This window comes from Micromonospora sp. WMMD714 (assembly GCF_029581315.1).
Classification (GTDB): Bacteria; Actinomycetota; Actinomycetes; order Mycobacteriales; family Micromonosporaceae; genus Micromonospora; species Micromonospora rifamycinica.
In genome coordinates this window covers 4,211,283-4,238,281 of the sequence record NZ_CP120744.1, presented here as the reverse complement: position 1 = coordinate 4,238,281, position 26,999 = coordinate 4,211,283, and the positions used below count along the sequence as shown (strand labels likewise).

Sequence of the window (26,999 nt, the reverse complement as noted above, 5' to 3'; positions counted from 1 at the left end):
GGCTCAGCCGATGCGGAACTGGTCGCCGTAGACGGCGAACACCAGCGGCGTGTTCAGGTCGAAGTTGCCATTGTCGAGGAACACCCGCTGCGCCGTGTCGACACGGGAGGTGTCGGAGTGCGCCTCTTCCTTGCGCATCTCGATGACCCGCTCGTCGAGGAAGGCGTTGAGCCAGGTCCGCTCGTTGCCGCCCTGCGCCGGGGGCTTCGCCCGGGTGAGGGCGCGGCTGCGGATCTGGCGCATGCCCTCGTACCCGTGCATGACCGCCGCATCGTAGTAGGCGAACTGGCCGAGTGCCCGGACCCCGTCGTTCTTCCCGTCGCGCACGGACGGGTTGAAGTAGACCCGGTCCCGTTCGGCCTCCTGGGCGGCCCGGAACACCGGGTCGGTGGCGGCGGTGCGCCAGTCGCGGGGGTAGTTCGGGTCCAGGCCCGCGTGCGACGCGGTGCCGTTCACCGCGCGCAGCGCCGGCAGGTAGCCGGCCAGCACGTTGCCGGGCCTGGTGTTCGTGTACGCCTGGACGAGTTCGAGCATGTCGCCGGTGCCGGAGCAGAAGCCGATGATGCCGGCGGTGTAGCCGCGCCCGTCGCCGATGTCCTCGATGTAGGAGAACTGGGCACGCCAGTCGAGCGAGGAGTTCTCCGCCGCCGAGACGAGCTGCATGGCGACGTCCTTCTTCGCCGGGTCGTCGAGGTTGGTGCCGGCCGGGGCGGTGGCGGTCGGGGTGGGGGTGCCGCCGCCGGGCAGGGTCCACTGCTGGTTGGTGGTGCCGCCGCAGGTCCAGATCTGGAGCCGGGCACCGTTGGCGGTGCTCCGGTCGGTCACGTCGAGGCACTTGCCCGAGGCGGTGTTGACCAGGGCGCCACCGCCGGCGGCGGTCCACTTCTGGGCGCCGGTGCCGTTGCAGTCGTACAGCTGGATCCTGGTGCCGTCGGCGGTCGACGCGGCGGTGACGTCGAGGCACTTGCCGAGCGCGCGGATCGAGCCGTCGCTGTTGCCCACCGTCCACGTCTGGGCCGCCGTGCCGTTGCAGTCGTAGAGCTGCACGGCGGTGCCGTTGGCCGGGTTGGCGCCGGCCACGTCGACGCACTTCCCGGCCAGACCGGTGATCGGGCCGGCGGTCGCGGCGCTGGCCGACGGCAGGCCGTAGCCGACCGCGGTGACGCCGGTCAGCAGGGTGCCCACGGCGTAGGCGACTGTTCTTCTGTGCACCAGGGCGCTCCTCGGGGAAGGGGCGGCGGGCCGCCGGCCGGTCGGTACCCGGACGCGACGTGCGCCCCGGCGGGCACCGCAAGAATCAGTAAACTGTATTAACAAATAGCAGCACCCCCATCGGCTGTCAATCGACGCCGGGCCGGCCCGCGCGCGGAGGCGACGGCGGCCCCCGGTGATCGTCCGCTACGGCGACGGGTAGCCGGCGACCGGGGCCTGCGCGGGGGCTCCGTAGCCGGCTGGCTGCTCAGCACAGCTGCGCACGTACGACCGGCCGGAGACGTGACGGTCCCACTCCGCTTGGCTGAGGTTCCGACCGGCCAGCTCACACGCCTGACGTACCCAGGTGCCCGGGGTGGCCCAGAGCCGGACCGTACCGTCGTCGGCGGCGCTGGCCAGCAGCCCGCCGTCCGGGCTGAAGGCGACGGCGGTCACCCGCCTGAGGTGCGGGGTCAGCGGGTCGGCGACCGGCTCGGCGGTGGCGACGGCCCAGAAGACGACCGACCGGTCCTCGCCGCCGGTGGCGAAGAGCCGGCCGTCCGGGCTGAACGCCGCCGCGTTGAACGCCGCCTGCCCGGGCAGTCGGTGGTCCCGTAGCTCGGCACCGGAGCGGCGCCAGGTCCGCGCTGCTGCTCCCGCTCGGTGCCCTCGGCGACCGGGTGGGCCGCAGACCCGTCCTGCTCGCCGGCCTGGCGGTCTTCGGCCTGGCGAGTGCGGCGGCGGGCCTGGCCACCTCGGCCGAGATGATGATCGCCGCCCGGCTGCTCTCCGGCGTCGGCGCCGCGATGATCATGCCGGTCACCCTGGCCGTCATCACCTCGACCTTCCCCGACGAGGAACGCTCCAAGGCCATCGGCGTCTGGACCGGCGTCGCCGGCGGCGGCGGCATCCTCGGCATGTACCTGTCCGCGGTGCTCGTCGACTGGGCGAACTGGCGCTGGCTGTTCCTGCTGCCGGTCGTGCTCGTGGCGGCGGCCACCGTCACGGCCCTGCGCGCCGTGCCCAACTCCCGCGAGGAGTCGCCGCACCGCTTCGACCTCGGCGGCTCGCTGGCCTCGGCGCTCGCCGTGGTCGCCCTCATCTACGTCCTGCACGAGGGTCCGGTCCACGGCTGGACCGCACCGGTCACCGTGGCCGCCCTGCTCGTCGGCGTCGTCGCCGCGGCCGGTTTCGTCGCCTGGGAACTACGCCGGGCGGCACCCCTGCTCGACGTGCGCCTGTTCCGCGACCGGCGGCTCGCCAGCGGCTCGCTGGCGCTGCTGACCCTGTTCGGTGTCCAAGCCGGGATCTTCGTCGTGCTGTTCCCCTACTTCCAGGCCGTCCTCGGTTGGTCCGGGCTGCGCGCCACCCTCGCGCTCATGCCCATGGCGGCGACGATGATGCTCGCCGCCGGCCTCGCCCCCCGGGTGGCCGCCCGTGCCGGAGCCCGGGCGACGATGGCGGCGGGAGTCCTGCTCGGCGGTGCCGGCCTGGCGTTGATGGCGTCCCTCGTCTCCGTCGACGGCGGCTACCCGGCGATCCTGCCCGGCATGCTCGCCATGGGACTCGGCATGGGTCTGACGCAGACCCCCGCCACGGAGGCCATCACCTCCGCCCTGCCCCGCGAACGGCAGGGCGTCGCGTCCGCACTCAACGACGTCACCCGGGAGTTCGGCACCGCCCTCGGCGTCGCCCTGCTCGGAGCGGTCCTGGCCGTCGGCTACCGCACCGCGATCGGCCCCCGCCTCGACGCGGTACCCGCCGACACCGCCGACACCGCACGCGCTGGCATCGCCAACGCCCTGGACGCCGCCGACACCGCCGGCCCGCAGGCGCCCGCCCTGGTCCGGGCCGCTCAGGAGTCGTTCGTCGACGGCTGGCGACAGGCCATGTGGACGGGAGTCGCCGTCATGACGATCCTCTTCGTCCACGTCCTGGCCCGGGGTCCGCGACGTACCGCGTCCACCCCACCGGCACCCGCGCACCCGACCGGCGACACCGTCGCCGGGTGAGCGGGGGACGACGCCCGCCGCATAGGCGGGCGTCAGCCGGCTCGGCGAAAATCCCGGGATCACCCAAGACGCCATTCCCATGATTATCTTTTCCCGGTAGCCTCGGCCACACCTCCGCCGACCAGGTGTCGGATTCCTGACCCGGCCCGGGAGGCACGTCCGTCACCACATTCACCCATCTCCACCTGGTGTAATATTTTTCATATTATTTCCTCGGCGGTCGGGCGATGATTCGCGATCATGAATTCGCGATCACGCAGTGACGCACCTGGAAGTCGGTTTGACGTCGGGCGGGATGATAAAGTCACGATCCTTTCAGATCGGCATTCAGGAGCTGATCCACATGGGTGCTGTCACTCCGACATCCGACGTTCCGGACATCGGACCGGCCGGTTCGGTGCGCCTCCAGGTCGCCGGACGCGGGGCGGACCGGGAGCTCGACGCGCTGGCCAAGTGGCTCCGGGGAAACCCCGTGTTCGGCGGCGGGTGGCCGGTCTCCCGGCTGCGGCCGCAGGACGATCCGGACGGCACCCGGATGGGCGCCGGGGACCTGGACACCCTGCTGGTGATCCTCCAGTCGGTCCTCGGGCTGGGCCAGCTGGTCGTGGCGGTCGAGGCGTGGCGGGAGGCCCGCGCGGTCAAGGGCCGGAGCGATCTCGTGGTCACGATCATCTACCAGGGAGAGGTCACCGTCCTCGGCGACCCGGTGGCTTCCGCCGGCCCGAGTTCGCCGCCGGCGGCCGAGGCGGCGCCAGCGGAGGCCGACGATGACGAACGCTGACCGCCATCCGGTGGGTGACCCGGCCGTGTCACACGCCGTGCTGATCGGCACCGCCACCTATCGGCACCCGTCCTACCGCGGCCGGAACCTCCCCGGCGTCTCCGCCAACGTGGCCAAGCTGGGGTCGATGCTGCGGCAGGACGTGCCGTGGGGGCTGGCACCGGTCCGGTGCCTGGCGGTGATGAACCCGACCTCGGCGGACGAGATCCTGACGGCCATCGAGAGCGCCGGCACGCAGTGCCGCGGCACCCTGTTCGTGTACTACGCCGGGCACGGGTTCTGCTCCTCGACGAACCCGGACGAGCTGTACCTCACGCACTCCGGCTCGGCCGAGGACCGGCAGGCCACCGCGCTGGAGTACCGGCACCTGCGGGACGCCCTCATCCACTGCGGCGCCCCGAACAAGATCCTCGTGCTCGACTGCTGCTATGCCGGCAACGCGACCCGGACCATGGGGTCGCTCAACGGCCACCTCGCGATCGAGGGCACGTTCGTGCTCGCCGCCACCGGCCCCAACCGGGCCGCCCGCGCCGACTCCGCGACCGGGCTCACGGCCTTCACCAACGAACTCGTCGGGGTGCTGGGCAAGGACGGCGTACCGGGCGCGGGGCCGTTCGTGAGCATCGAGGAGGTCGCCGCGCGGACCCACGAACGCCTGGAGGCCAGCGGTCTCCCCCTGCCGACCAGACAGGCCCACGGGTACGCCGGCCGGCGGCCGATCTTCAAGAACTACGCCCACCCGGCGACCATCGCCGGCTTGCTGGACAGCCTCACGGAGCCGGAATCGCCGCCGGCCGCGCGCGATCCCCGGCTGACGCTGCCGCACCTGGCCTGGGGCCTGCTCTGGTCACTCGCCATCGGGGTGGCCTGTGCCACCATCACGCGGTCCGGTCACTCCGAGGTCTGGGCGCTGCGCGCCGGGGTCGTCACCAGCCTGCTGGCCTGCGCGGCCTTCTTCGCCACCGGCGCGTGGCTGACGCGCACCGGCCGTCAGCCCACCGCCACGGGAAGCCGGACGATCTCATGAACCTGCCGATGAGACCATCGGGGTCGCTGTCGCCTCCCCTTCTCCCGCTCGCCGCGGCGACCGTCGTCGGGGTCGTCATGACCGCGTTCTCGGCCACGTTCCTCCCCACGTCCGGGTCACCCGGACCCACACCCGCGCCGACGCACGTGTCGCCGGTGGCCGACCCGACGACCGACCCGTTCGCTCCGCTTCCGCCCGGGGAAAAACTGCTCATCGCCAGCGGAGCCGACGAAAGCAAGAACAAGGCCCGGGAGCAGGCGGTCAACAACTGGAACGTCAGGCATCCGGATATTCCGGCCGACATCCTCGAAGTCGAGGGCAACACCGACGTTCAACGCGCCAAGTTCCGTGATTATCTCGATCCCGCGGCACCGGAGCGCGTCGACATCGTGAACCTTGATTCCGTCCACCTGGCGGAGTTCGCGGACGCCAAGGCGCAGGGGAGTCCGCTGCTCGTCGCACTGGACGAGAAGGCACCGGGCATTCCCAATCCGATCACCGAAGGCATGCTCGGGGACTTCCTCCCCAACCCATTGCTGACCTGCAACTGGCAGAACAGGTTGTATGCACTGCCGTACAACTCGGATGTCGGTCTGCTGTTCTTCCCGGCGGGCACCACCGTTCCGAAGACAGCAGCGGAGCTGTCCGAGGCCCTGGCCGCCGGCCCCGCAGGGCACCAGGGGGTCGCCATCCAGCTCAGCAATGACGAGGCTTTCGTGGTGAACGTCCTCGAACAGTTGCTGGCGGTCAATCAGAATCTGTTGAACAAGGACGGCACCCCCCCGGTGGTCGTCCAGGCGGAGTGGGAGAAGGCGCTGACAGTGGTGCGGGGCAAGGTGGCTGCTGGTCAGCTCTGGTATCCCCCCGGCTCCGGCGGGTCCGCCGAGGAGAGGACCGCGCTGGCCTTCGGGCGCAAGGAGGCTGCCGCCATGCGCAACTGGCCGGTGTGGTTCGGCGACATCCAGCCGCAACCCGAGGTCCGCAGGCTGTTCGGACCCGGCATCCTCGGCGGGCAGAACCTGGCGGTGGCCGAGAAGAGCCGACACAAGGCCCAGGCGATCGAAATGATCAAATTCCTCACCAGCTCCGAGACGCAGCAGCGGCTCCTGCTCGACGGACGCTTCGTACCGACCACCAGGTCGACGTACAAGTCACCGCAGGTGCAGCACATCCGGTACCTGGACGAGCTGCTCGCGGCAGTCGAGGAGGCCAGGCCCCGCCCCATCACGCCGGACTACTACGAGGTCTCGAAAGTCATCCTCACGTATCTGTACCCGGTCGTCGTTGAGGGGAAGGAACTCGACGAGAACTTTGAACGGGATATGACGATCGCACTGACCTGAGCCGGTCGGCCGCGCCCCGGTGCGTGGTCACGACCGCCGCGGCGATCCGGTCGACCTGCTCGTGCAGGTGTGGCAGAGGTACCGACAGGTCGAGCCGGTGCACGCTGATCCGCACCCCGCTGCCGTTGAGTCGGTAGCTCGCCGGCCCCGCTCCGGTCGCGGCGTAGACGAGGTGGCCGTGGGTCAGCCGGAGCGTGGTGCAGTAGGCGAGCAGCTGGTAGACGTCGTCGCGGGGCGGGGTGCTGCCGGGTGTCTTGTACTTGGCGTCGATGACGGCCAGGCACCGTCGCCCGTCCCACCAGGTGATGTCCGGCCTGACCAGGGGCAGCAGATGGTCGTGGTCGAGGCGCACCGGGTGCTGGCGGGCGATGGTCCCGCCGTAGTGGGTGGTGAGCGCGTCGCCGAGGGCGGTGGTCAACCAGTCCTCGAAGACCGTGTTGAGGTCGAACACGAAGCCGGTCGCCAGGGTCGACCCCGGGATGTGTTCGATGCCGGCACCGGCCAGGATCAGCCGGGCGAGCCGTAGCGCCGGCTGGTAGCGGGCGGTGAACCGGTTGGGCACGGTCCGGGGCACGGGGGTACCCGGCGTGAGGGGTGTGACGTCGGCGAGTGCGCCCGCGAGGCGGTGCAGGGCGTTGCGGGTGGCCGGTGGAACACCGGGGAGCCGGTGCAGGCGGCGTACCGCCGACAACAGGATCCGGTTCTCCGGTACGTCCGGGACGTAGTCGTCGTAGCGCACCTCCACCGGCAGGGCCAGACCCGGCCGGGCGCGCAGCTGGTCCGCCTCCCTGATCCGGCCGCGCACCAGCGGCGTCGCCTCCTCGACGGTGCGGTACCCGGACAACACCCCGGACGCGAGAGCCCGGGACGCGGCGGTGGCGAAGGCGACCGCCATCGCGGGCACCAGGTCCTGGTCGGCGGTCAGGCCGACCGGTTCGGTACGCCAGCCGCCGGGATCCCGCGCGTAGCCGAGCAGCCAGAGCAGCCGCGCGATGCCGACCTTCGGCCGTACGTGCAGCTCCAGGTGGTCGTCGCCGGCGGTGATCCGGGCCGCGCCCACCCGGGAGCCGGATCGCAGCCGGAGCCACCCGTCGAGGGTGAGTGCGGTGTCGACGAGCCCGGTGGCGCCCATCGCCCGGGCGAGCGCCGGCGTGGTCGGCTCACCCTCGTACGTCTGGTGCTCCCGGAGGCTGATCAGTGCCACTGCGCCGGATCCCCGGCCGGTCCGCCGGAGGGCGAAACCCCGGTGGGGGCGGTCTGCTGCCGCAGCCGTCTGCGGAGTGCGTCGAGACCGTAGCGTTGGCCGACGTCGACCCCGTCGCCGAGGTGGCGCTCCTCCAGCAGGGGCAGGATGGCGTTCCGCCAGATCCTGGTCAGCCCCTTCTCGGTGGCGGCCCGGGTCGTCATCAGGTAGGACGGGCCGACGGCGGCGTCCCGGTCGCCGATGACGCGGTTGAGTTCGTCGAGCAGGTCGGCGCGGTCGGGGGGAAGGTCGTGCTTGGTCAACCACGCGCGGAGCAGCCCGTCCAGGGGCATCTCGCCGGGGAACAGCGGTTGGAAGTAGAACCGGCGGCGCATGGCGGCGTCCACCAGGGCGATGGAGCGGTCGGCGGTGTTCATGGTGCCGATCAGGTAGACGTTCGGTGGCAGGGCGAAGTCGTCGCTGGGTGAGTACTGCAGTTGGATGCTGCGGTCGCGGTACTCGAGCAGGAAGTACAGCTCCCCGAAGACCTTGGCGAGGTTCGCCCGGTTGATCTCGTCGATGATCAGGACGTGGACCTGCGACGGATCGTCCTTCGCCTGGGCGACGAGTTGCTTGAGCGGCCCCGGTTCGAGCGCGAAGCCGAGTCCGCCGTCGGCGGTGGCCCGGGGGCGGAAACCCTCGAAGAAGTCCTCGTACGAGTACGAGGGGTGGAACTGGACGAGCCGGTGGGCGTCGTCGGCCTGCCCGGTGAGGAACTGGGCCAGCGCCTGTGCGAGGTAGGTCTTGCCGGTGCCGGGCGGCCCGTACAGCACGATCTGCTTCTTCTCCCGCAGCAGGTCGACCGTATCGCTGAGCCAGACCTGGTCGACGAGCAGCTCGTCGGCCAGCTCGGCGGTGGGCTCGGGCAGCTCCACCTCGGCCACCTCGACCGGGTCGACGACCTCCGTCGCCGGCGGGTCGTCGAGCTCGGCGAGGGCCGCGAACTCGTCGACGTAGCTGCCGAGGTCCGACACGGTGAGCTGACCGGACAGTTTGTCCCGCGCCTCGGGGGACAGTTCGTTGCGCGTCAGGGGTGCGTCGGGGTTCGCCCAGGTGACCCTCCGTCGCCGGTTCGACCGGCCCTCCGGCGTGTCCAGCCAGGTGGCGGGGCCGGCGACGGTGCCGACATGCACCTTCGGCCCGTCGACGGTGACCACCACGTCCCCCACGCCCATCCGGTTGAGGAACCGGTCGAGCACGCCCACGTGCAGGCCCCGCTGGGACGGCGAGAAGTCCGGCAGCTCCTCCCGCAACCGCTGGTCCAGCTCCGCCCTCGACAGGCCGGGCTTCAACTCGGGCAGCCCCGGGTAGGCGATCGAGCAGAACCCCTCGGCGAGCCACTGCCCGACCAGGTTGTGCCCGTGCACCTTCGCGCCGCGCACCAGCCAGCCGCGTCGCCCCGTGCCGTCACCGGCCGGCGCGGCCTTTTGCCGCCACCGGTCGACCCAGGGTGGTTGGTAGAAGTGGACCGGTGTGCCGGCCCGGGCCGACAGCACCGTGTGCACCCCGGCCAGGTCCCGGTCGACGTCGCCGGTGCGGTGGGGCAGTTCGTCGCCGAACGCGTCCACGATCAGTTTCTTGTGCCGCCGGGAGGCGATGGCCGGGAAGGTGTCGGGGAAGGCGAGGTTCAGCAGGATGTTGCGTTGGCTGTAGGCGCTGTTGATCGGCAGCTCGTCCAGCACGGCCCGGAACTCCCAGGGGTCGTGCAGGGCCGCCCGCCGACGGTCGGCGGGCAGGTGCTTCCACGCCCGCACGAGCCGTACGAGCCAGGCGAGCTGCCGGTCGCGCTGCGTCAGGTAGGCGGTGCCGGCGCGGACGACGCCCGCGTCGAGAACCGTGTCCAGGTCGGCGGGGATGTCGACCGGCTCGGGCAGCAGGGACAGCGCCCCGGAGATCACGGCGCGTTTCGCCGGGCCGCCGATGTCCCGGGGCAGGAGCAGATGCAGGTAGATCAGCTCACCCATGAGCTGGACCGCCGTCGGCGACGCCCCGGCGAGCTGCCCCTGCAGCTTCCGGACGAAACTGCCCCGGCCCGCGTTCGGCTGCTGGACGAACCGGGCGTACAACTGGTCGGCGGCCTGCGCCGTCCACACCGCCCGGCCGGGTGTGAAGGCCGACCCGTCACCGGCCAGACCCGCGTCGATCACCCGGCGGGCGACGGTGTAGACAGCGTCCTCGTTCACGGCACTCCTCGTCAGTGCAGGCGGACCGACGCACCACCTGTCCGGCCCCCACGGTAGGCGCACGGCGAGGGAGCCGGTCACCGGTGGGGTGGCCGGGGACCGACCCCGCGGGGACGGCGACCGACCTGGGATGACGCGTCGTCGCGGGAGGCCGGCGTCGGGTGGCTCAGGCGTCGGTGTGCGGTGCCGGTCGCCCTGTCGGATCCCGGACTCCGGGCGGATTCCGCCATGTCCGGCATGGGCGTCGGTGGCGGGTGTGCGGTTGACTGTCGGGTCCGAGGTGGAGGATGGGGGTCGGGGTGGACGACGGCGTCGAGCTGGCTGATCTGATCTGGCAGGTACGGCACGAGTTGAGTCGTGCGATGTGGGCGGGCGAGCACACGGATCTGCGGTTCGAGGCCGGGCCGGTGGAGCTGGAGCTGACGGTGGCGGTGGAGAAGTCGTCGCAGCCCGGGGTGAAGGCGAAGCTGATGGTGGTGGATGCCGAGTGGGGCGAGAGACGGGCGTCGGTGGTGACCCAGCGGATCACGGTGGTGTTGCAGCCGCGCCGGGCGGACGAGCCGGACCGGCCGCCGCTGATCTCCGGTGCTCCGGAGCAGGGCGAGCGGTGATCGGTGGATGGTGAGGTGTCCGGGCGGGGGCGGTGGGAGGCGCTGGCGGCGCACCGGGTCGCCGAGGTGCTCGTCGTGCGCAGCGACGGGACGCCGGGTCGGGGTTCGGGTTACCGGGTGCGTGACGACCTGGTCCTGACGGCGGCCCACGTGGTGACGGGCGGGACCGGCGTGACGGTGCGTTTCGACGCGGAGCAGCCGGGTGAGTGGTCGGCTCCGGGCACGGTGGCGTGGTGTGACCCGACGGCGGACGTGGCGTTGGTGCGGTTGGCGCGGGTCGACGGGGTGTCGGTGGTGCCGGTCCGCTTCGGGCGGTTGACGGCGACGGCGCAGCAGGTGCCGACGCACGTGGTCGGGTTTCCCCGGTGGAAGCTGCGCACGACGCCCGACGGTGTGCCCGTGCGGGAGGCGCACCACGCGGTGGGGTCGATCGCCGGGTTGTCCAATCCGAAGTCGCGGACCCTGGAGATCAGGGTCGACCCGCCCGCTGCGGATCCGCAGGCGGGTGTGTCGCCGTGGGAGGCGATGTCGGGGGCTGCGGTGTGGGTCGCCGGGTGCGTGGTGGGTGTGGTGTCGGCCCATCACCGGCGGGAGGGGCCGGGGTTCCTGACCGCGGTCCGGATCGAGCACTGCTTCTCCGGCCAGGACGGCCCTGGTGAGCTGTTGGGGCCGGGGGCGGGGTCGTTGGTGGACGTGCTCGCCGAGGACGGTGCGGGTGCGGGCCGGGTGGTGACGGAGCCGGCGGCGGTCGATCTGGTGCTGCGGGTCGGCGGGGACGGCAGGGTCGAGCTGATTGGCGGGCAGGTCGTGGTGTCGGGGCGGCATCGGGGGGTGTCGCCCGAGCTGGCGGACGCGGTGGCCCGCCTGGTCCGGGCGCGGGCGGACCTGGTCGGTGTCCGGGGTACGGGGGCGGCGGTGGAGGATCCGGTCGGGGTGGCGGCCGGGGTGGCGGGGCGGTTGCTGGCGGCGGATCTGCTGCCCGAGGCGGTCGTCACGGGCCTGCGTCAGGAGTACGCGCGGGCGCGGGCCCGGGACCTCCCGGTGCGGCTGGGTGTGCAGGTGGACGGTGAGCTGGCCCGGCTGCCGTGGGAGACGTTGTGGCTGCCGGGCGAGGGTTCGGCGTTGGCCCTGGACGGTGGGGTTCGGCTGTACCGCCGGGTCGGCACCGGGACGGCGACGCCGACGGGCGGTCCGTTGCGGATCGTGGTGGCGATCTCCTCGCCGCTGTCGGGCGGTGGCGGGCTGCTCGACTACGAGCGGGAGCTGCGCAACGTCGTGCAGGCGGTACGGGGCGCGCGGGCGCACGAGGCCGAGGTGCGGATCGTGCACTTCGCCACGACGAGGGAGATCCGGGCGGCGTTGACCGAGTGGCCGGCGCACGTGCTGCACCTGTCCGGTCACGGCGGGCCGGGCGTGGTGGAGTTGGAGGACGAGACCGGCGCGGCCCGGCGGGTGGACGTCGACACGTTCGTCCGGGAGGCGATCCCGGTGGGGCGGATGCCGCCGGTGGCCGTGTTGGCGGCCTGCTACACCGGCGCCGAGGCGGGGGTGTCGTCCGTCGGCGGCGGGTCGTTCGCGGCGGGTCTGCTGGCGGCCGGCGCGAGTGTGGTGATCGCGAGCCAGACCGCGATCACCGATGTGTACGCGACCCGCATGTTCGCCAAGATCTACGAGAACGTGGCCGCCGACCCCGGCGCGGACGTGATCGCCGCGGCTGCCCAGGCCCGCCGCGAGGTCCAGCAGGAGCTGGAACAGTCGACGGTGGACGGTGCCGGGCGGTCGCCGGGGCTGGGTGAGTGGGCGGCGGTCAGCGTACTGGCCGGGGTGGGCTGGTTCCCGGTGATCGACCCGGCCCGGCCCGGCCTGGTCGGGGTCACCACCCCGACCGCCGCCGGGGTGCTGCGCCGTCAGCCCGGGGACGTCGTCGGGCGTCGCTGGGAGCAACGACGGCTGCCGGCCCGGCTCCTGGGTCGGTCGACCGCCGGTGTGGTGCTGCACGGCGTCGGTGGGGTCGGCAAGACCACCCTGGCCGACGAGCTGATCGCCCGGGTCGTCGAGGCCGACCCGTCCCGGCTGGTGGCGGTCGTGCGCAACCAGGTCGGTGTCGACGAGGTCATCACCGCGATCCTGGACGCCGTCACCGACACCCTGCGGCTCTCCCGACCGGTGTGGGCCGGCTCTGTCGTGCTGGCCGGGCTACGGCAGGCCCACGACGGCAACCTGAGCTGGCGGCGTCGGCTGGAGATCCTCGACGGTCAGGTGCTGCCCACCGTCCCGGTGCTGCTGGTCGTCGACAACTTCGAGGACAACCTGACCCCGGCCGGTGACGACGGACGCCGCGAGGTGGCGGATCCGGATCTCGCGACGCTGCTGGCCCGGCTGGCCGCCTCGGCCGGCGCCGTCCGACTGCTGGTCACCAGCCGCTACCGGTTCACCCTGCCCGAGCACGCCGAGTACGCGCTGACGTTCCAGCCGGTCGGGCCGCTGTCGGCGGCCGAGACCCTGAAGCTGGCCTGGGCACTGCCCCAGCTCGACCGGCTCGACGAGACCCAACTGGACCAGGTGTGGCGGTCCGTCGGTGGGCATCCACGCTGCCTGGAGTACCTCGACGCGCTGCTCGCCGGCGGACAGGCCCGCTTCGCCGACGTGCGGATCCGCCTCCTCAACGCCGTCGCCGCCCGGCTGGCCGCCCGCGGTCACTCCACAGTCGACATCGACCGCTACCTGTCCGAACACGGCGATCTCGACGCCGCGCTGGCCGAGACCGCCGCGCTGGCCGCCGACGACGTACTGCTCGACGACCTGCTCACCCAGCTGGACCGCACACCCCACGCCCGCGCACTGCTGTGGGGCGCCTCCGTCTACCGCAGGGCTGTCGACCACCACGCCCTGGCCTTCCAGCTGGGCGTCCCCGACCCGCACGCCGCGAACACCGCCGCCGTCCACGCCGCGCGGCAGGCCGTCCAGGACATCCTCGCCCGGGCACAGGTCCCACCCGGGCCGATCGACCTGGCCCGGCTGCCCGCCCCGGTGCGGGCGCTGCTCGACCCGCACCTGGCGGTACGCCCCACGCCACCGGTCCGGGTGGAGGTGGACCTGGCCCCGCCGCTGGGCGCCTGCACGGCCAGCAGTCTGCTCACCGCGACCACCCCCGACGGGCAGGCACACGTGTTCGTCCACCGCTGGACCGCGTCCGAGCTCCACCGACGCGAACAGTCCCGGGGCGACACCACCGCCCTGACCCGGGCACACCGGCGCGCCGCCGACTACTGGCGGTGGCGCGTCGCGGCCTGGCCGCAGGCCGCCGACCAGGACATCGACGACCTCCGCGAAGCCCACCACCACTACCAGCAGGCCCACCTGCTCGGTGACACCACGGTGGCCGCCGAGCTGGCCACCATCGCCTGGACCCTGGAGGTGCGCCTGAGCAGGCTCGGCCGCCGCGCTGAAGCTCTCGCCTACTGCCAGCACGCCGTCGCCCTCAAGCGCGACCTGGCCCGCGCCGACGAGCCCACCCACATCCGCGACCTCGCCGGCTTCCTCAACAACCTCGGCATCCGCCTGTCAGAGCTGGGCCGGCGGGAGGAGGCCCTGGCCGCCACCACCGAGGCCGTCGCGGTATACCGGCGGCTGGCCGCGGTGGACCCGGGCGCGTTCGAACCCGGTCTCGGCATGTCGCTGAACAACCTCGGCACCACGCTGGCGGGCCTGGGACGGTGGGCGGAGGCGCTGACCGCCACCACCGAGGCCGTCGAGGTACGGCGGCGACTGGCCGCCGTCGACCCGGGGGCGTCCGAACCCGACCTCGCGATGTCGTTGAACAACCTCGGCGGGGTGCTGTCGGGCCTGGGACGGTGGGCGGAGGCGCTGACCGCCACCACCGAGGCCGTCGAGGTACGGCGGCGACTGGCCGCCGTCGACCCGGAGGCGTCCGAACCCGACCTCGCCGCGTCGCTGGTCAACCTCGGCATCCGGCTGTCGGGGCTGGGCCGGCGGGCGGAGGCGCTGACCGCCACCACCGAGGCCGTCGAGGTCTACCAGCGGCTGGCCGCCGGAAACCCCGGCGCCTTCGAGCCCGACGTCGCCAAGTCGTCGAGCAATCTCGGCATCATGCTGTACGAGCTGGGACGGTGGGAGGAGGCCCTGGCCGCCACCAGCGAAGCCGCCGAGCTCTACCGGCGGCTGGCCGCGGTGAGCCCCGGAGCGTTCGAACCCGACCTCGGCATGGCGTTGAACAACCTCGGCGCCGTGCTGTCCGAGCTGGGGCGGCAGGAGGAGGCGCTGACCGCCACCACCGACGCCATCGAGATACGGCGGCGGTTGGCCGCGGTCAACCCGGGCGCGTTCGAACCCGACCTCGCCACCTCGTTGAACAACCTCGGCATCCGACTGTCGGAGCTGGGGCGGCGGGAGGAGGCCCTGGCCCCCGCCACCGAGGCCGTCGAGGTCTACCGGCGGCTGGCCGCGGTCAACCGCGCGTGCGAGCCCAACCTCGCCACCTCGTTGAACAACCTCGGCGTCCGGCTGTCGGAGCTGGGGCGGTGGAGGGAGGGGCTGACCGCCACGACCGAAGCCGTCGAGGTGCGGCGGCGGCTGATCGCGGTCAACCCGGACGCGTTCGAGCCCGACCTCGCCGGGTCGCTCAACAACCTCGGCGCGATGCTGGCGGGCCTGGGGCGGGGGGAGGAGGCACTGACGGTCACGCGCGAGGCCGTCGAGGTACGTCGGCGGCTGGTCCGGGTCAATCCGGGCGGCTCCGAACCCGACCTCGCCGTGTCCCTGCGCAACCTCGGTGACATGCTGGCGAGCCTGGAACGGTGGGAGGAGGCGCTGGCCACCCTCTCCGAGGCGGTCGGGATCTACCACCGGAGACCGGCCCAGCGACCTGCCATCTACACCAGGCCACTGCGCGCCAGCCTGACAACGTTGGCGGACGTACTCGTCCACCTGGGGCGGCACGACGAAGCGAACGGTGTACGTCGTGAGATCGACGGACTGTAGCGGGCCCGCGGTCGCCCACCGCCATGCCCCGGGAAGCCGGCGGCGGTCGCCCACCCACCCGACGGGAGCCGAACCGTGAACCGGCGGAATTCCCCGGCCGAGCAACGCGATCCCCCGACCGGACGGCTGGTCCTGGTCGAGTACTACCTCACCGGGGACCAGGCGCTGATCTTCTTCGTCACCGCGGAGGACACCGAGCCGGCGCTGGTCAGCCTGCCGGTGGACACCGGGGAACTCGCCGCGCTGGTGGTGCGGTTCGCGCTCGCGCTGGACCGGGTGACCGAGGGTCCGGCCCTGCTGGAGCAGGCGAGCGCCATCCTCGACCATCCGGTCCTGGTGAGTCTCGTCGCCCCGGTCCTCGACCGGGTACGACCCGGGGACCGGCTCTGTCTGGTGCCGCACGGGCCGCTGCACCGGGTGCCGCTGCACGCCGTACCGTGTCGGGGTGTGCGGTTGGCCGACGCGCACCCGGTGGTCTACACGCCGAGCGCCGCGGTGCTGCGCTACTGCCAGGCCAACCGGCGCGGCGCCCGGTCGACCGCGCTGGTGGTCGCCGACCCGCCCGGCACCGAACCGCTGACCTTCGGCCTGGTGCACGCGGCCGCGCTCACCGGGCGGTTCGACGCCGACCGGATGCAGGGTGCCGAGGCCAGCCGGGCCGCACTGCTGCGTCGGCTCGGCGGCCCGGCCCCGGACGCGGGGACCGCCGCCGCACACCGGCCACCGCCGGGAATCCTGCACATAGGCGCGCACGGCGTCTTCGATCCCGAGGATCCGATGGCCTCCGGCGTCGAGCTGGCCGACGGTCGCCTCACCGCCACCGACATGCTCGGATTGCGACTGACCGGGACGCTGGTGGTGCTGGCCGCGTGTCGTACCGGTGTCTCCGACACCCGGCCCGGAGACGAGCTGCTCGGCCTGATCCGGGCGCTGCTCCACGCCGGCGCGCCGGCCGTGCTGGTGAGCCTCTGGAAGGTCGACGAACTCTCCACGGCGATGCTGCTCGACGAGTTCTACCGGAGCCTCGGTGACGGGTCGCCGGCCGTGGTGGCGCTCCACCGGGCCCAGTCGTGGTTGCGCCGCCGCACCGCCGCCGACGTCCTCGCGTACGTCGGGCAGGCCCGGGACAGTGCCGGGACGAGCCATCCGGCGGCAGCGCGACTCGCTCTCGCGGAGGCGCGGATCCGGCTCGTGGCCCAGGACTTCGTCGGCGCGGCCGGCACCGCGCAGGCGGCCCTGACCCTGGCCGGCACGGCACGGGACCGCCGGCGGGTGGAGGGCGTCCTGTATCGGGCCCGCTTCCTGGCCGGGACCGGGAAGGGTGTCCCGGTCGACCTCGACCGTCGGTTGTACGACAGCTTCTTCTTCTGGGCCCCGTTCGTCCTCGTCGGAGACTGGGACTGAGCGGGTGCGACGCGACGACCGTCCCGCGGCGGCGGGAGTGCCCTCGACCGGTGCGGCCCCTGGGCCGGACCGACCAAGCAGGAAGGAAACCCGAGCATGAGCCTGACCGCACGGGACCTGATGCTCACCGACCATCGGGTCGTCGAGACCGAGGACGGGCCGCCGGAGCGGGCCGACGAGCTGACCCTGGGCGTCGACGGGCGGGGGACACCACGCTGGGTGGCCGGCCCGGGCGGCCGGGGTCCGGCCCTGCTCGTCGCGGCGTCGACCCCGGTGGACGAGCTGTTGACGTCGGATGCTCTCATCCGGCTGCTGAGCGAGCAGCTCCCGGCGCTGGTGGTGGTCGACGATTCCGGGCGTCCGACGGGTGTCGTTCCCGCCGAGGCACTCGCCGAACAGGTGCTGCGGCACCTGGGGCGTGACGCGTGGCCGGCCTACGGCATCGAACTGCTGGAGGCGGAGGTGCCCTTCGGCATGGACGATCCGCTTCTGGCCGGGTCGTTGCGGCCCCCGACGCTCCCGATCCGGGTCTTCTGCGAGTACTGCGGCGCGCTCAACCATTTCGACGAGTTCCCGGAGCCCGAGCAGGACTGCGTGGCCGGTGGGCACCAGCTCCGACCGGTCTGGTGGTGACCCGGTGGGCGTCCTCTTCGAGTCCGCGACCGCGCTGCTGGACCGTCGCCGGCTGACCACGGTCTGGCTACCGGTGCTGGTCTTCGTGGGCGCGCTGGGCACGGTGGTCGTGGCCGGGGTCGGGTGGGGGGCCGCCCGCGTCTGGTGGGGCGGCCTCGGCACCGAGGGCAGCTCCGCGCTGGTCGTCGCGCTGGCCCTGCTGACCATCCTGCTCGGGCAACTGCTGGCCGGCTACCGTACCGACCTGCTCCGGCTGTTCAGCGGTTACTGGCCGGCGCTGCCCGGCCTGACCTGGCTCGGTCGGCAGATGACCGCCCGCCACCAGCGGGTGCACGCCGGCCGGACGGGCGGCGACCCGACACTCTTCCTCGGCTATCCGCGCCGGGCGGACCGGGTGCTGCCCACCCGGCTCGGCAACACGCTACGCGCCGCCGAGGAGCACGCCGACCGGTACGGCCTGGACGGGGTGGCCGCCTGGCCGCGGCTCTACGTGGTGCTGCCCGAGCAGTTCGTCGCCACCTTCTCCGCAGCGGCCACCGGCCTGGAGGCGGCGGTGACCATCAGTGTCCTCGGTGCCGGCTTCGCACTGCTCGGTGGCGGGTTGGCGGCGGCGGTCCTGCCCTGGTACGGCGCCCTCGCCTGCGTGTGGGGCGGGATCGGGGTGGCCCTGCTGGGCTACCGGGCGGCGGCGCGGGCGGCGGTGCCGTACGCGCAGCTGGTCCGGACCGCGTTCGACGTGCACCGGTTCGCGTTGCTGGAGGCGATGCGGCTGGAGCTGCCACCGAGCTTCGGCGCGGAACGGGAGCAGTGGCTCCAGCTCGGCAAGGTCTGGTACTCCGGCTGGCCGGACAGTGACCGGGCCGCCGCCCTGCGCTATCCGCAGCCCGTCGGGCCGGCAGAGGGCAACGGGCCGGCAGAGGGCAGCGGGCCGGCGGGGGTCAGCGGGCCGCACCGGCCGGCGGCCACGGTGCCGTCCGGGGCGTCCCGGGAGCCGGGGCCGGCCACGCCGTCACCCGCCGACGCTCCCCCGACCGCCGCCGCATCACCCGCCGATGCTCCCCCGGCCCTCGCCGCATCGCCCGCCGATGCTCCCCCGACCGCCGCCGCATCGGCCGCCAGTGCTCCCGCGGCCGTGGTCGCGTCGGGCACCGCCGGTCAGCGCCGTCCCTTGCCGGTACGGGCGGTCGCACTCGTGGCCGTCGGGCTGCTCGGGGGCGTGGCGGCCGCGGTCGCCGCAGGCCGTGCCGACGGCACCCCGGTGGCCGCCCGGTCGTTGCCGGCGTTCCACGTCCTGACCGCCGCCGACGTGCGGGGACGACCGGACGGCAACTCCCTCGGCCGCTACACCGTTCGGGCGGTCGCGAAGGGCCGGCCGCTGCACACGCGCGAACTGGGGCCGAAGCTGCCCGACGGGGTGCTGGTCGGTCGTAGCATCGTCGCTCTGCCCGCCGCCGGCCTGGCCGACCGATTCGGGCGGGGCGCCCGGGTGACCCTGGTGGTGGTGCCGGCGACACCGGAGACGGGGCCGGCGGCACCGCCGGAGCGCTTCGTCGACGTACTGGTGCTCGACCGGCTCGACCGCGATCCGTACCCCCTGGTGGTGGCCGTTTCCAGCACCAGGGTCGACCGGCTGCTGGCCCTCACCGCCGATGGTGCGGTGCACGTGGTCGTCGACTGACCGCCCACCGACGGAGGGAGCCCGGTGACCAGCGACGGAGGGAGCCCGATGACCAGCGACCGCGATGCCCGGACCGGCCGGCACGACGGACCCGGACCGGAGGGGCTGCGGCGTCTGCTGGACGAACTGCCGCTGCCGGAGCTGGAGCGGACCCTGCGGGGGCTGCTCGCCGACCGGCTGCGCGAGGCGGACCTGCGCGGTGCCTTCGAGGCGAGCCTGAACCTGACCGAGGTGCTGGTCCGGACCGGTCGGTTCCGGGCCGCCTTCGCCGCCAACGAGCAGACCCGTGACCTGGCCGACAGGGCACCGGTCGGGCCGTGGAGCCGACACGCCGCCGAGGTGCAGCACCTACGCCTGCTGCACGAGTTGGGCCACGACGAGGAGGCCCTGCCCCGGATCGCGGAACTCCTGCTCGAACTGCTGCCCGATCCCGCCTCGGCCGTCGGCGAGGCCGCCCACCGGGTCGACAGCGGGGTCGACGAGGTCGTCGGCGGTGACGAGGTACTGGAGGTGCTCGTCGATGTCGGCCGCAGCACCGTCGTCGCTCTGGGGCGGTGGCGTGACGCGCTCTACTTCAGCGACCTGCACCTGAGCCTCCTCGACGCCCGACGGGCGACACCGGTCGAGATCGCCACGGCACAGCTCAGCCGATCGGCCGCGCTGCGGGAGGTCGGTGAACTCGATGCCGCCGACACCGTGCTGCTGTACTGCCAGGAGGTCTTCACCGACGCCGACGACGGACCCGGCCTGACCCGCGTGCTGGGCGGCCGGGGGCAGGTGTCCTGGGCGCGGGGGGACCGGGAAGCGGCCGTCGCGCTGCAACTGGCCGCCCTCGGTATGGCCTACCGCCGTCCGGACCGGCACACGGTCGCCACCGCGCACCGGCACCTCGCCGCCTACCTGCCCGCATCGGCGGCGGCACGGCGGTTGGCGCACGGGCTCGCCGCCGCCGTGCTGCACCGCCTCACCGACCACGAGGCCGAACTCGACGCGACGGTCGGCGACATCGTCGCCCGGGCGCCCGGCGACGACCTGCTCGACGCGGTGGGCGTCGGATGGCTGGTCGCCGAGGTCGACCGGGTGGAGGGGGTCGACTTCGTGGCGTTGACGGCGGAGTTCGGCCTCGACGCCGACGGGGTCGCCACGGCCCTCGCCGAACTGGTGCCGATCCTGCGCGGGCGGTCGTCGGCCGGCAGCCGGTCCGCCGCCAGGGCGCTGCGCCGGTGGGAGCCGGCGGTCGCCACCCTGGTGGCCGCGGTCAACGGCGACCACCAGGCCCGCCGCGCCCTGGACGAGTACCTGGCCCTCCAGGAACAGCGTCCGGAGTACACGAGACTGGTCGCCGCGCTGCGGGCCATCGCCGACGGTGTCCGCGATCCGGACCGGCTCGTCACTGGACTGGACGACACCGCCGCCCGGATCGTCGGCCACGCTGCGAATGCCCTGGCCGGGCGGACCCGCCTGCTGGCGGCTCCGACGGACCTGCCGGCGGCGCTGTACGACGCGCGGCAACGGCACCGCGAACTCGTCCGGACCATCGCCGCCGCCGCGCACGGTCGTCCTGCCGCGTTGGCGGAGGTGTGGCGGTGGCTGGACGCCGGCCTCGGCCTCCCCGGATTCGGGCCGCTGTTCGCGGCGGTTCGTACCATCGTCCTCAACGGACTCGGCAGTTCCCTCCGCGCTTCCGCCGGCAGCCGCGCCGATCGCCGCGCTGCGCGCCGTGCGGCCAGTCGGATCGACGTCAGGGCACTGACGGCGAACCTGACCGGCCCGCAGGCGGCGCTGGTCCGGGCCGTCGTCGACGAGATCCGGCTCGCCCCGTCGCCGCCGCCCCGTGCCGCCGAGACGGTGGCGCTGCGGGTGCGGGCCGCACTCGACCGGGAGCCGGGCCTCGGCCCGGACGAACTCCGGGGCGCCCTCGAACACGGGGTCGCGGTGGACGACGTGCTGCGCCGGGTCTGCCAGGCGGTGGACCGCTGGGTCGGCGAGGGATCCGTCGAGATGGCGGTGTCGCTGCTCAACAACGTGGTCTCCCAGCTGCTGGGCCGAGGTGACCCGGCCAGTGCCCTGGTTCCCGCCGAGCGCCTGGTGGAACTCGCGGTCGCCGGACCGCCCGGTGGCGGCCGACGCCAGCCCTCGGAGGTGTCGGCCGGCAGGGAACAGGTGGCCGTCGAGCCGATCGTGCCTCATCTGATCCGCGAGACGGCCTTCGACGCGGCCCGTCGGGCCTACGCCGGCACGTCCGCGCTGGTCGGTCAGGCCCTCCCGCAGCGCGCTCCGGCTCCGCTCGGCATCGACGTCCCGGCCGCGGAGGTCGAGCAGGCCCGCCGCTGGGTGGTGCTGGCCCACCGGCTGCCGACCGAGAGCGAGCACGCCCGGGCGCGGCTGATGCTGGCCGACGCCCTGGTCAGCTCCGCCGGTGGGGACCTCGACCGGGCGCTCGACCGGGCCCGCACCGCTCAGGAGATCTTCACGGACCGGTCCGGCGCGACGGTCGAGGCCCTGGTCGCGGCGACGGTCCTCGCCGCAGTCCATCGACAGCGGGGTGAACTCCGGGCAGCGCTGGCCGGCTACGACCGGCTCGTCGACGCGTGGGGGGCGGCACCCGACGGCCGGGAGATCCTCCTGGCCGAGGCGTACACCGCACGAGCCCGGGTGCGGGCCACGATCGGCCACCACCACCGCGCCCTCGCCGACCTCCAGCAGGCGCTGGCCGTGGTCCGCCGGGTTCCCGGCCCGAAGAGCACCCTCGCCGAGGGGCCGATCCAGGCCTGTCGGGGAAACCTGTACGAGGACCTGGGTGACCTGCCGGCAGCGGTGGAAGCCTACGGACGCGCCTGGCAGATCGCGGTACGCACCGGCCACCGCAACTCCCAGGCGGCCGCACTGCACACCCTCGGCGGCTTCTTCGGCCGGCTCGCCACCGGGGAACTCGGGCCGGTCGGCAGCGGTGAGCTGCTCCGGCTGACCGGCAGCGGTGAGCTGCTCCGGCTGATCGGCCCGCTGCTCCGCAGCGGTCTGCCGCTGGACCGAATTCCGACGGAGGACGGTGCCCGCTCGCTGGCGATGCTGCTGATGCGTCGGGCCGCCGCGCTGTACCGCGAGAACAACAACGAACAGGGCTGGGCCCGGGCCACCAACGACCTGACCCATCTGCTGCCACCGGAGCAGGACACGGAGGTGCTCGACCTGTTGGCCGAGGTGCTCCGGGCCAAGGAGTCGACCGGTGACCGCCTCGATCAGGCGACCACCCTGGCCAACCTGGCCGGCCGGCTGAGCTCGCTGGGCCGGGTCGACGAGGCGGTGGCGGCGTACCGGGACAGCCTCGCGATCTCCCGTCCGGCCGGGCACTTCGATTCCGCCGCTGCCGCCACGCAGAGCCTGGCCGGCCTGTACGCCGCCCATGGCGAGCTGGCCGAGGCCGAGCCGTTGTACGCCGAGGCGGTGGACCTCATCGAGGCCAGCCGGGGGGAACGACCGCACGACGACCGCTCCCGGATCAGCTACGTGCGCGGCAGACAGGGCGCCTACCAGGGGCTGGTGCGCTGTCTGCTGGCGCGGGAGGCGGTCGGTGAGGCGTACGCGGTGGTACAGCGGGCCAAGTCCCGCGCGCTGGTGGAGCTGGTCGCCGGCGCGGAGATCCGACCCACCGCCCCGGTCGACGACCGGTTCGCCGCCCTCCTGGCGGCCGAGCACCGGCATCTGGACACCCTGCGCGGCGGCACACCCGGCGCTGCCGCCGTCGAGGCACTGGACCATCTGCGGGCCGTCTACGACGAGATGGCCGGGCACGACCCCGGTTACGTGGCGCTGCGGCGCGCGTCCGCCGCCACCGTCGACGAGATCCGACGCCTCGTCGGGTGACACCGCCGGATCCCCGGCGGCCGGTGACCCGGCGGTGCGGGCCGGTCGGGCACCACGGTCGCCCCTGGTGTGCTTACCCTTCCGGTATGCCGCACCCGATCATGTTCGACGACGCAGATCCCCTCCTGAGCAGGCTGCGGACGCTCGCCCTGAGCTTCCCCGACGCGGCCGAGAAGATCTCCCACGGACATCCCGCCTTCTTCACCACCAAGGTCTTCGCGTACTACGGGGGGTCGGTGAAGGTCGACGGCGTCTACCGGCAGCACGAACACTCGGTGCTGGTGCTGGTGGATCCCGGCGAACGGGCGGCGCTGGTGGCGGACGACCGCTGCTACGTGCCGGCCTACCTGGGCCCCTACGGGTGGATCGGGCTGGACCTGACCGCCGACACCGACTGGGACGAGGTGGTAGAGCTGCTCGACGCCAGCTACCGGCGGACGGCCGGGCCACGCCGGGTGGCCCGGCTGGACTCCCGGCGATCCCCGGCATGAGCCCGGCCGGGGCCGGAGCGGCGGCGACCGCCACGACGGCGTAGCGACCCGCCCGGCGAACGGGCGCTGCGGCACCCACCGTCGGCGGGTGAGGGCCACCCGGTCCTCTGACCGAAGCCGCAACGCCGGGCACCGTGCGGTGCCCGGCGTTGCGGTCGGACGGTCAGCCGGCGGCTCGGTCGAGCATCCGGGCGTCCCCTACGGTCAGCCGGCGGTCGCGGTCCGGCGTCCGGGCGTCCTCCGCGGTCGGACGATCAGGCGGCGGTGGCGGCCTGCCGGGCGAGCGTTCGGGCGTCCTCCGCGCGCCGACGACGCCAGCCGCGCCACAGGTTGCGGCCCCACATCGCCAGGCCGCCGCCGTTGAGCAGCCCGGCCAGCACCGCGACCGTGGCGAAGTCGGCCGACGAGAACCGGGTCGGCTCGCCCAACGCCAGTAGCACGAACTGCTCCAGGTAGACCCAGAGCAACGGCAGGATCGTGAACACCAGGGCGAACAGCCCGAAGATCCGCCCGAACACCCACACCGCCGCGTACACCCGCACCTTGCGCATCTCGCCGCGCGGGACGCCGGCCTGCGAGACCACCTTGTCCCGGCGGAAGGTCAGCCGCTTGAACCCGTTGGACAGGAACCGCTCGGTGTCCGACATGAGGTTGCGGCAGTTCAGCGCGGTCGCGATCACGTAGTAGACGTCGGTCCGCAGGTAGAAGAAGAACTGGAAGCCGATGCGTACCAGGAAGGTGAGCAGGGCCGCGCTGGCCAGCAGGCTCGCCCAGCCGGGTACGGCGACGAGGTCGTGCCGGGTGGCGTAGATGAACGCGATCAGCAGGGAGCCGAAGAACGCGTCCACGAAGAACCCGGCGAGGAACGCCTTGTACCGCGCCCGCTTGGAGGCCATCCAGATGCCGCTGATGTCCGTCTGGGCCACCAGGACGTACATGAGGTTGCTGATGCCGAGCGTCGCCGACACACCCACCGACCGGGCCGCCATCGCGTGCGCGAGTTCGTGCAGCGACAACCCGATCATCGCCAGGGTCACGCTGACCACGGTGAGCACCGCGAAGTTCCCGCCCTCGAACAGCAGCGCCCGGGAGCCGGGGATCATCCCCGGGTCGGCGATCACCAACGCCACGCCGGCGAGGATGACCGCGAGGCCGGGCAGGATCACGGCGGGGCCGGTGAGCCGGCGCGCGGTGGCCTCCGGGATCCAGTCGAAGCTCCACCGCCGGATCATCTGGTGCGCGTGCTGGTGAGCCGGCTCGGCGGCGGCCTTCGGCTCCTCGCCGCGGACGACGAAGCCCTCGTCGGCCAGGACCGCGACGAAGTCCTCGACGTCCACGCTCTCGCCGTGCTTGCGCTCGTAGATGCGGGCCGCCTCGGCCATGGTCCGGCCCTCGGCGAGCGCGTTCAGGATGTCCAGCCCCTCGGCCGGAATGGCGAGATAGACCTTGCGGCCGGTGTCGCCGATGATGACGTCCGAGCCGTCGACGGTCGAGACGAACGGACGGACGGTGACGACGGACTCAGCCGTGTTGACGGCCATGGGGCGATTCCTTCCAGTTCCGTGGTGCATACGGCGATCGGCGGGGACCGGAGCGATCACTCACCCCGATCCCCGCCGATCGTGAACCCTGTGTCAGGCGGCCGCGGGCACGCAGTCCGCGTTGGCACTGGTCTTGATCGGCTCCAGCTTGCGAACGACAAGCTTCTTCATGTGACCTCCCTGGACGATGGGTCTTCCTGGGAAGATCTTCCACCGCCGGAGGTCCGGCGGTCTGCTCAGTAATGAGCAGTCAGTGCGTCGGGTTGGAGATCCACGAGATGAGGCGCTCCTCGTGGACGGTCAGGTGCGACCGGGTGGTGAAGTCCACCACCTTCAGCTCGCGGAACCGCTTGAGGAACTGGCCGATGCGGGTACGCGTGGTGCCGACCATCTCGGACAGGTCCTCGTGGGTGAACGCGATGTCCACGCGGGTGCCGTCCGGGCCGCGTTGACCGAACCGCTCGGCGAGGTCCAGCAGGCGGACCGCGAGGCGCAACTCGCTCGGCAGGGTCACCATGTCCGCCACCTGTTGCTGCTGTTGCCGGAGCCGGAGGCTGAGGTGACGGGCGAGCACGTCACCGGAGCCGTCGGCGGCCAGCACCGCGGCGGCCCGCGCTGCCGGCACCCGCAACAGCACCGTCCGGGTCAGCGCGATCGCCGAGTCCAGGCGTTCCAGACCGAGCAGGGCGATCTCGCCGAACAGGTCACCCACCACGTGCACCGAGAGCAGGCAGCGTTTGCCGCTCGCGGCCACCATCTGGGTCTTCACCTGGCCACGTTCCACGACGTAGACGTGGTCGTCGCAGGTCCCACCGTGATAGACGTGGCTGTTACGGGAAACCTCGATCAGCGAGGTTCCGGGCACCCGCGCCGCCAGCGCCCGGAAGTCCGAGATGTCGAGCCTCGACAGGGATTTTGCTTGTGTCACGTCGGCCCACCTTCCACCCGGCAGAGCACTCCTAGAGAGAATCACAGCGGCACGGCAGACACTAGGCAGGGAGACTCATAAATACCCGTAAAGACGAGTAGAGAGTCGTCCGGGTGTCGCGGGTGTCGGTCACCTCGGTGGCGGGGTGGCCACCGACGCCGACGACCGGGGTGGCGGTGGGCGGGAGGAATCGCGGATCCGGGGACACCCGCTCCCGGGAGCGTCGCCGGTCGGACCGGGCGGGGCGGTCACCCGCCGCGCCGGCCCGGCGGTCGGCAGGCAGCGCTGCGGCCCCGGCGGCCGGCAGGTTGAGTTACGACCGACCCGGGGACCGGCAGGCTGAGCTACGACCGGCCCGGGGGTCGCCCTGGCGGCCCTACGGGCCGGACCGGCGGCAGCCAGGCGGACCGGGGCTGTCCAGCGACGCCAGGGTCGGCCGGGGGCGGCAGGCGGATCCGGCCGGGGCCGTCAGGCGGCGCTGCGGTCGGCGGGGGCCGCCGGGAAGATCTCGTCCACGACCGGGGTCACCGGATCCAGGTCATGTCCCGGTGCGGCGACCGCCCGGGCCGCGACCTGCGCCCCGGTGGCCCGACGGGCGGACGCGCTGTTGCCCCGGCGGCTGACCGGCACGCACTCCCCCGCCGCGGCGAGGCCGGTGGCCTCCGGCATGTGGTTGTAGACGGCTTCGTACTCGCCGTCGTGCACCACGTAGGACTCGTGCCAGATGCCGACGGCGGGGTTGTCCTTCATCCGCCGGAAGTAGTCCTGCAGAGCCTTGGAGTGGGCCAGCTCGCGGTTGTTGGCGAACCGCTCCAGGTGCTCGATGCTGCGGAAGTAGACGATCATGACGGCACCGCGGTTGCCCCAGTAGGCGTGCGCGTGCAAAGCGCCGGTCGTCTCCTGGTCGGCCCACATCGCCTTCAGCACGCCGCCCATCGACCAGAAGGTCGGCAGCCAGCGCTTGACCTTGAAGAAGTTGTTGACGCGCATGCCCGTCATGAAGACGGCGAAGTCGCCCTCGATCTCGGCGGTCATCCTCGGGCCCACGACTGGCTTCTTGCCCATGCC

At 72.9% G+C, this 26,999-nt stretch carries 18 protein-coding genes; 11 read left to right on the top strand and 7 right to left on the bottom strand.

Annotated elements, in window-relative coordinates; translation table 11 throughout:
* Positions 1-3 precede the first annotated feature (3 nt).
* Together O7625_RS18480 and O7625_RS18475 are read right to left on the bottom strand one after the other, a co-directional pair.
* Positions 4-1,212, bottom strand: a complete 1,209-nt coding sequence (locus O7625_RS18480) for a chitosanase (RefSeq protein ID WP_348773956.1) — start codon at positions 1,210-1,212, stop codon at positions 4-6.
* A 186-nt stretch (positions 1,213-1,398) separates the two neighbouring features.
* Positions 1,399-1,668, bottom strand: a complete 270-nt coding sequence (locus tag O7625_RS18475; protein WP_282347002.1) for a WD40 repeat domain-containing protein — start codon at positions 1,666-1,668, stop codon at positions 1,399-1,401.
* Between the two features lie 170 nt (positions 1,669-1,838).
* Between O7625_RS18475 and O7625_RS18470 the strand changes: the two genes are divergently transcribed.
* From O7625_RS18470 to O7625_RS18455, 4 genes are all read left to right on the top strand, one after another.
* The gene (locus tag O7625_RS18470) at positions 1,839-3,203 is read left to right on the top strand and encodes an MFS transporter (protein ID WP_348774021.1); all 1,365 of its coding nucleotides are present in this window, start codon (positions 1,839-1,841) and stop codon (positions 3,201-3,203) included.
* A gap of 343 nt (positions 3,204-3,546) precedes the next feature.
* A complete protein-coding gene (locus O7625_RS18465) occupies positions 3,547-3,984 on the top strand; it encodes a hypothetical protein (protein ID WP_067304265.1) in 438 nt (145 codons plus the stop codon).
* The gene (locus O7625_RS18460) at positions 3,971-5,011 is read left to right on the top strand and encodes a caspase family protein (RefSeq protein WP_282340174.1); all 1,041 of its coding nucleotides are present in this window, start codon (positions 3,971-3,973) and stop codon (positions 5,009-5,011) included. The genes O7625_RS18465 and O7625_RS18460 overlap by 14 nt, the downstream gene beginning before the upstream one ends.
* Complete coding sequence (locus O7625_RS18455) at positions 5,008-6,354, top strand: extracellular solute-binding protein (RefSeq protein WP_282340173.1); 1,347 nt, start codon at positions 5,008-5,010, stop codon at positions 6,352-6,354. Before O7625_RS18460 ends, O7625_RS18455 begins: the two co-directional genes overlap by 4 nt.
* Here O7625_RS18455 and O7625_RS18450 read toward each other — a convergent pair.
* A complete protein-coding gene (locus O7625_RS18450; RefSeq protein ID WP_282340172.1) occupies positions 6,272-7,558 on the bottom strand; it encodes a restriction endonuclease in 1,287 nt (428 codons plus the stop codon). The genes O7625_RS18455 and O7625_RS18450 overlap by 83 nt on opposite strands.
* On the bottom strand, positions 7,549-9,780 hold the full coding sequence (locus O7625_RS18445) for an AAA family ATPase (protein WP_282340171.1): 2,232 nt from the start codon (positions 9,778-9,780) through the stop codon (positions 7,549-7,551). The genes O7625_RS18450 and O7625_RS18445 overlap by 10 nt, the downstream gene beginning before the upstream one ends.
* 287 nt (positions 9,781-10,067) lie before the next feature.
* On the opposite strand from O7625_RS18445, the gene O7625_RS18440 reads away from it, so the two are divergent.
* The 7 genes from O7625_RS18440 to O7625_RS18410 all read left to right on the top strand — a co-directional run bounded on the left by O7625_RS18440 (position 10,068) and on the right by O7625_RS18410 (position 23,462).
* Positions 10,068-10,391, top strand: coding sequence for a trypco2 family protein (locus O7625_RS18440; RefSeq protein WP_282340170.1), 324 nt, complete (start codon positions 10,068-10,070; stop codon positions 10,389-10,391).
* Positions 10,392-10,394: 3 nt separating this feature from the next.
* On the top strand, positions 10,395-15,392 hold the full coding sequence (locus O7625_RS18435; protein WP_282340169.1) for a tetratricopeptide repeat protein: 4,998 nt from the start codon (positions 10,395-10,397) through the stop codon (positions 15,390-15,392).
* Positions 15,393-15,467: 75 nt separating this feature from the next.
* Positions 15,468-16,796 carry a CHAT domain-containing protein gene (locus tag O7625_RS18430; protein ID WP_282340168.1) on the top strand — a complete coding sequence of 443 codons (1,329 nt, stop codon included), beginning with the start codon at positions 15,468-15,470 and terminating at the stop codon, positions 16,794-16,796.
* Between the two features lie 96 nt (positions 16,797-16,892).
* Entirely contained in the window at positions 16,893-17,429 is a 537-nt protein-coding gene (locus O7625_RS18425; RefSeq protein WP_282340167.1) for a hypothetical protein, read from the top strand.
* Between the two features lie 4 nt (positions 17,430-17,433).
* Positions 17,434-19,107, top strand: a complete 1,674-nt coding sequence (locus tag O7625_RS18420) for a hypothetical protein (protein WP_282340166.1) — start codon at positions 17,434-17,436, stop codon at positions 19,105-19,107.
* 48 nt (positions 19,108-19,155) lie between these two features.
* Positions 19,156-22,971, top strand: coding sequence for a tetratricopeptide repeat protein (locus O7625_RS18415; RefSeq protein ID WP_282340165.1), 3,816 nt, complete (start codon positions 19,156-19,158; stop codon positions 22,969-22,971).
* A gap of 86 nt (positions 22,972-23,057) precedes the next feature.
* Complete coding sequence (locus O7625_RS18410; RefSeq protein WP_282340164.1) at positions 23,058-23,462, top strand: MmcQ/YjbR family DNA-binding protein; 405 nt, start codon at positions 23,058-23,060, stop codon at positions 23,460-23,462.
* Between the two features lie 254 nt (positions 23,463-23,716).
* Here the strand turns inward: O7625_RS18410 and O7625_RS18405 are convergent, their stop codons facing one another.
* From O7625_RS18405 to O7625_RS18395, 3 genes are all read right to left on the bottom strand, one after another.
* Entirely contained in the window at positions 23,717-25,003 is a 1,287-nt protein-coding gene (locus tag O7625_RS18405; RefSeq protein ID WP_282340163.1) for a hypothetical protein, read from the bottom strand.
* A gap of 250 nt (positions 25,004-25,253) precedes the next feature.
* Positions 25,254-25,931 carry a Crp/Fnr family transcriptional regulator gene (locus O7625_RS18400; RefSeq protein WP_282340162.1) on the bottom strand — a complete coding sequence of 226 codons (678 nt, stop codon included), beginning with the start codon at positions 25,929-25,931 and terminating at the stop codon, positions 25,254-25,256.
* A 468-nt stretch (positions 25,932-26,399) separates the two neighbouring features.
* A complete protein-coding gene (locus O7625_RS18395; protein ID WP_282340161.1) occupies positions 26,400-26,996 on the bottom strand; it encodes a DUF4188 domain-containing protein in 597 nt (198 codons plus the stop codon).
* Positions 26,997-26,999 lie beyond the last annotated feature (3 nt).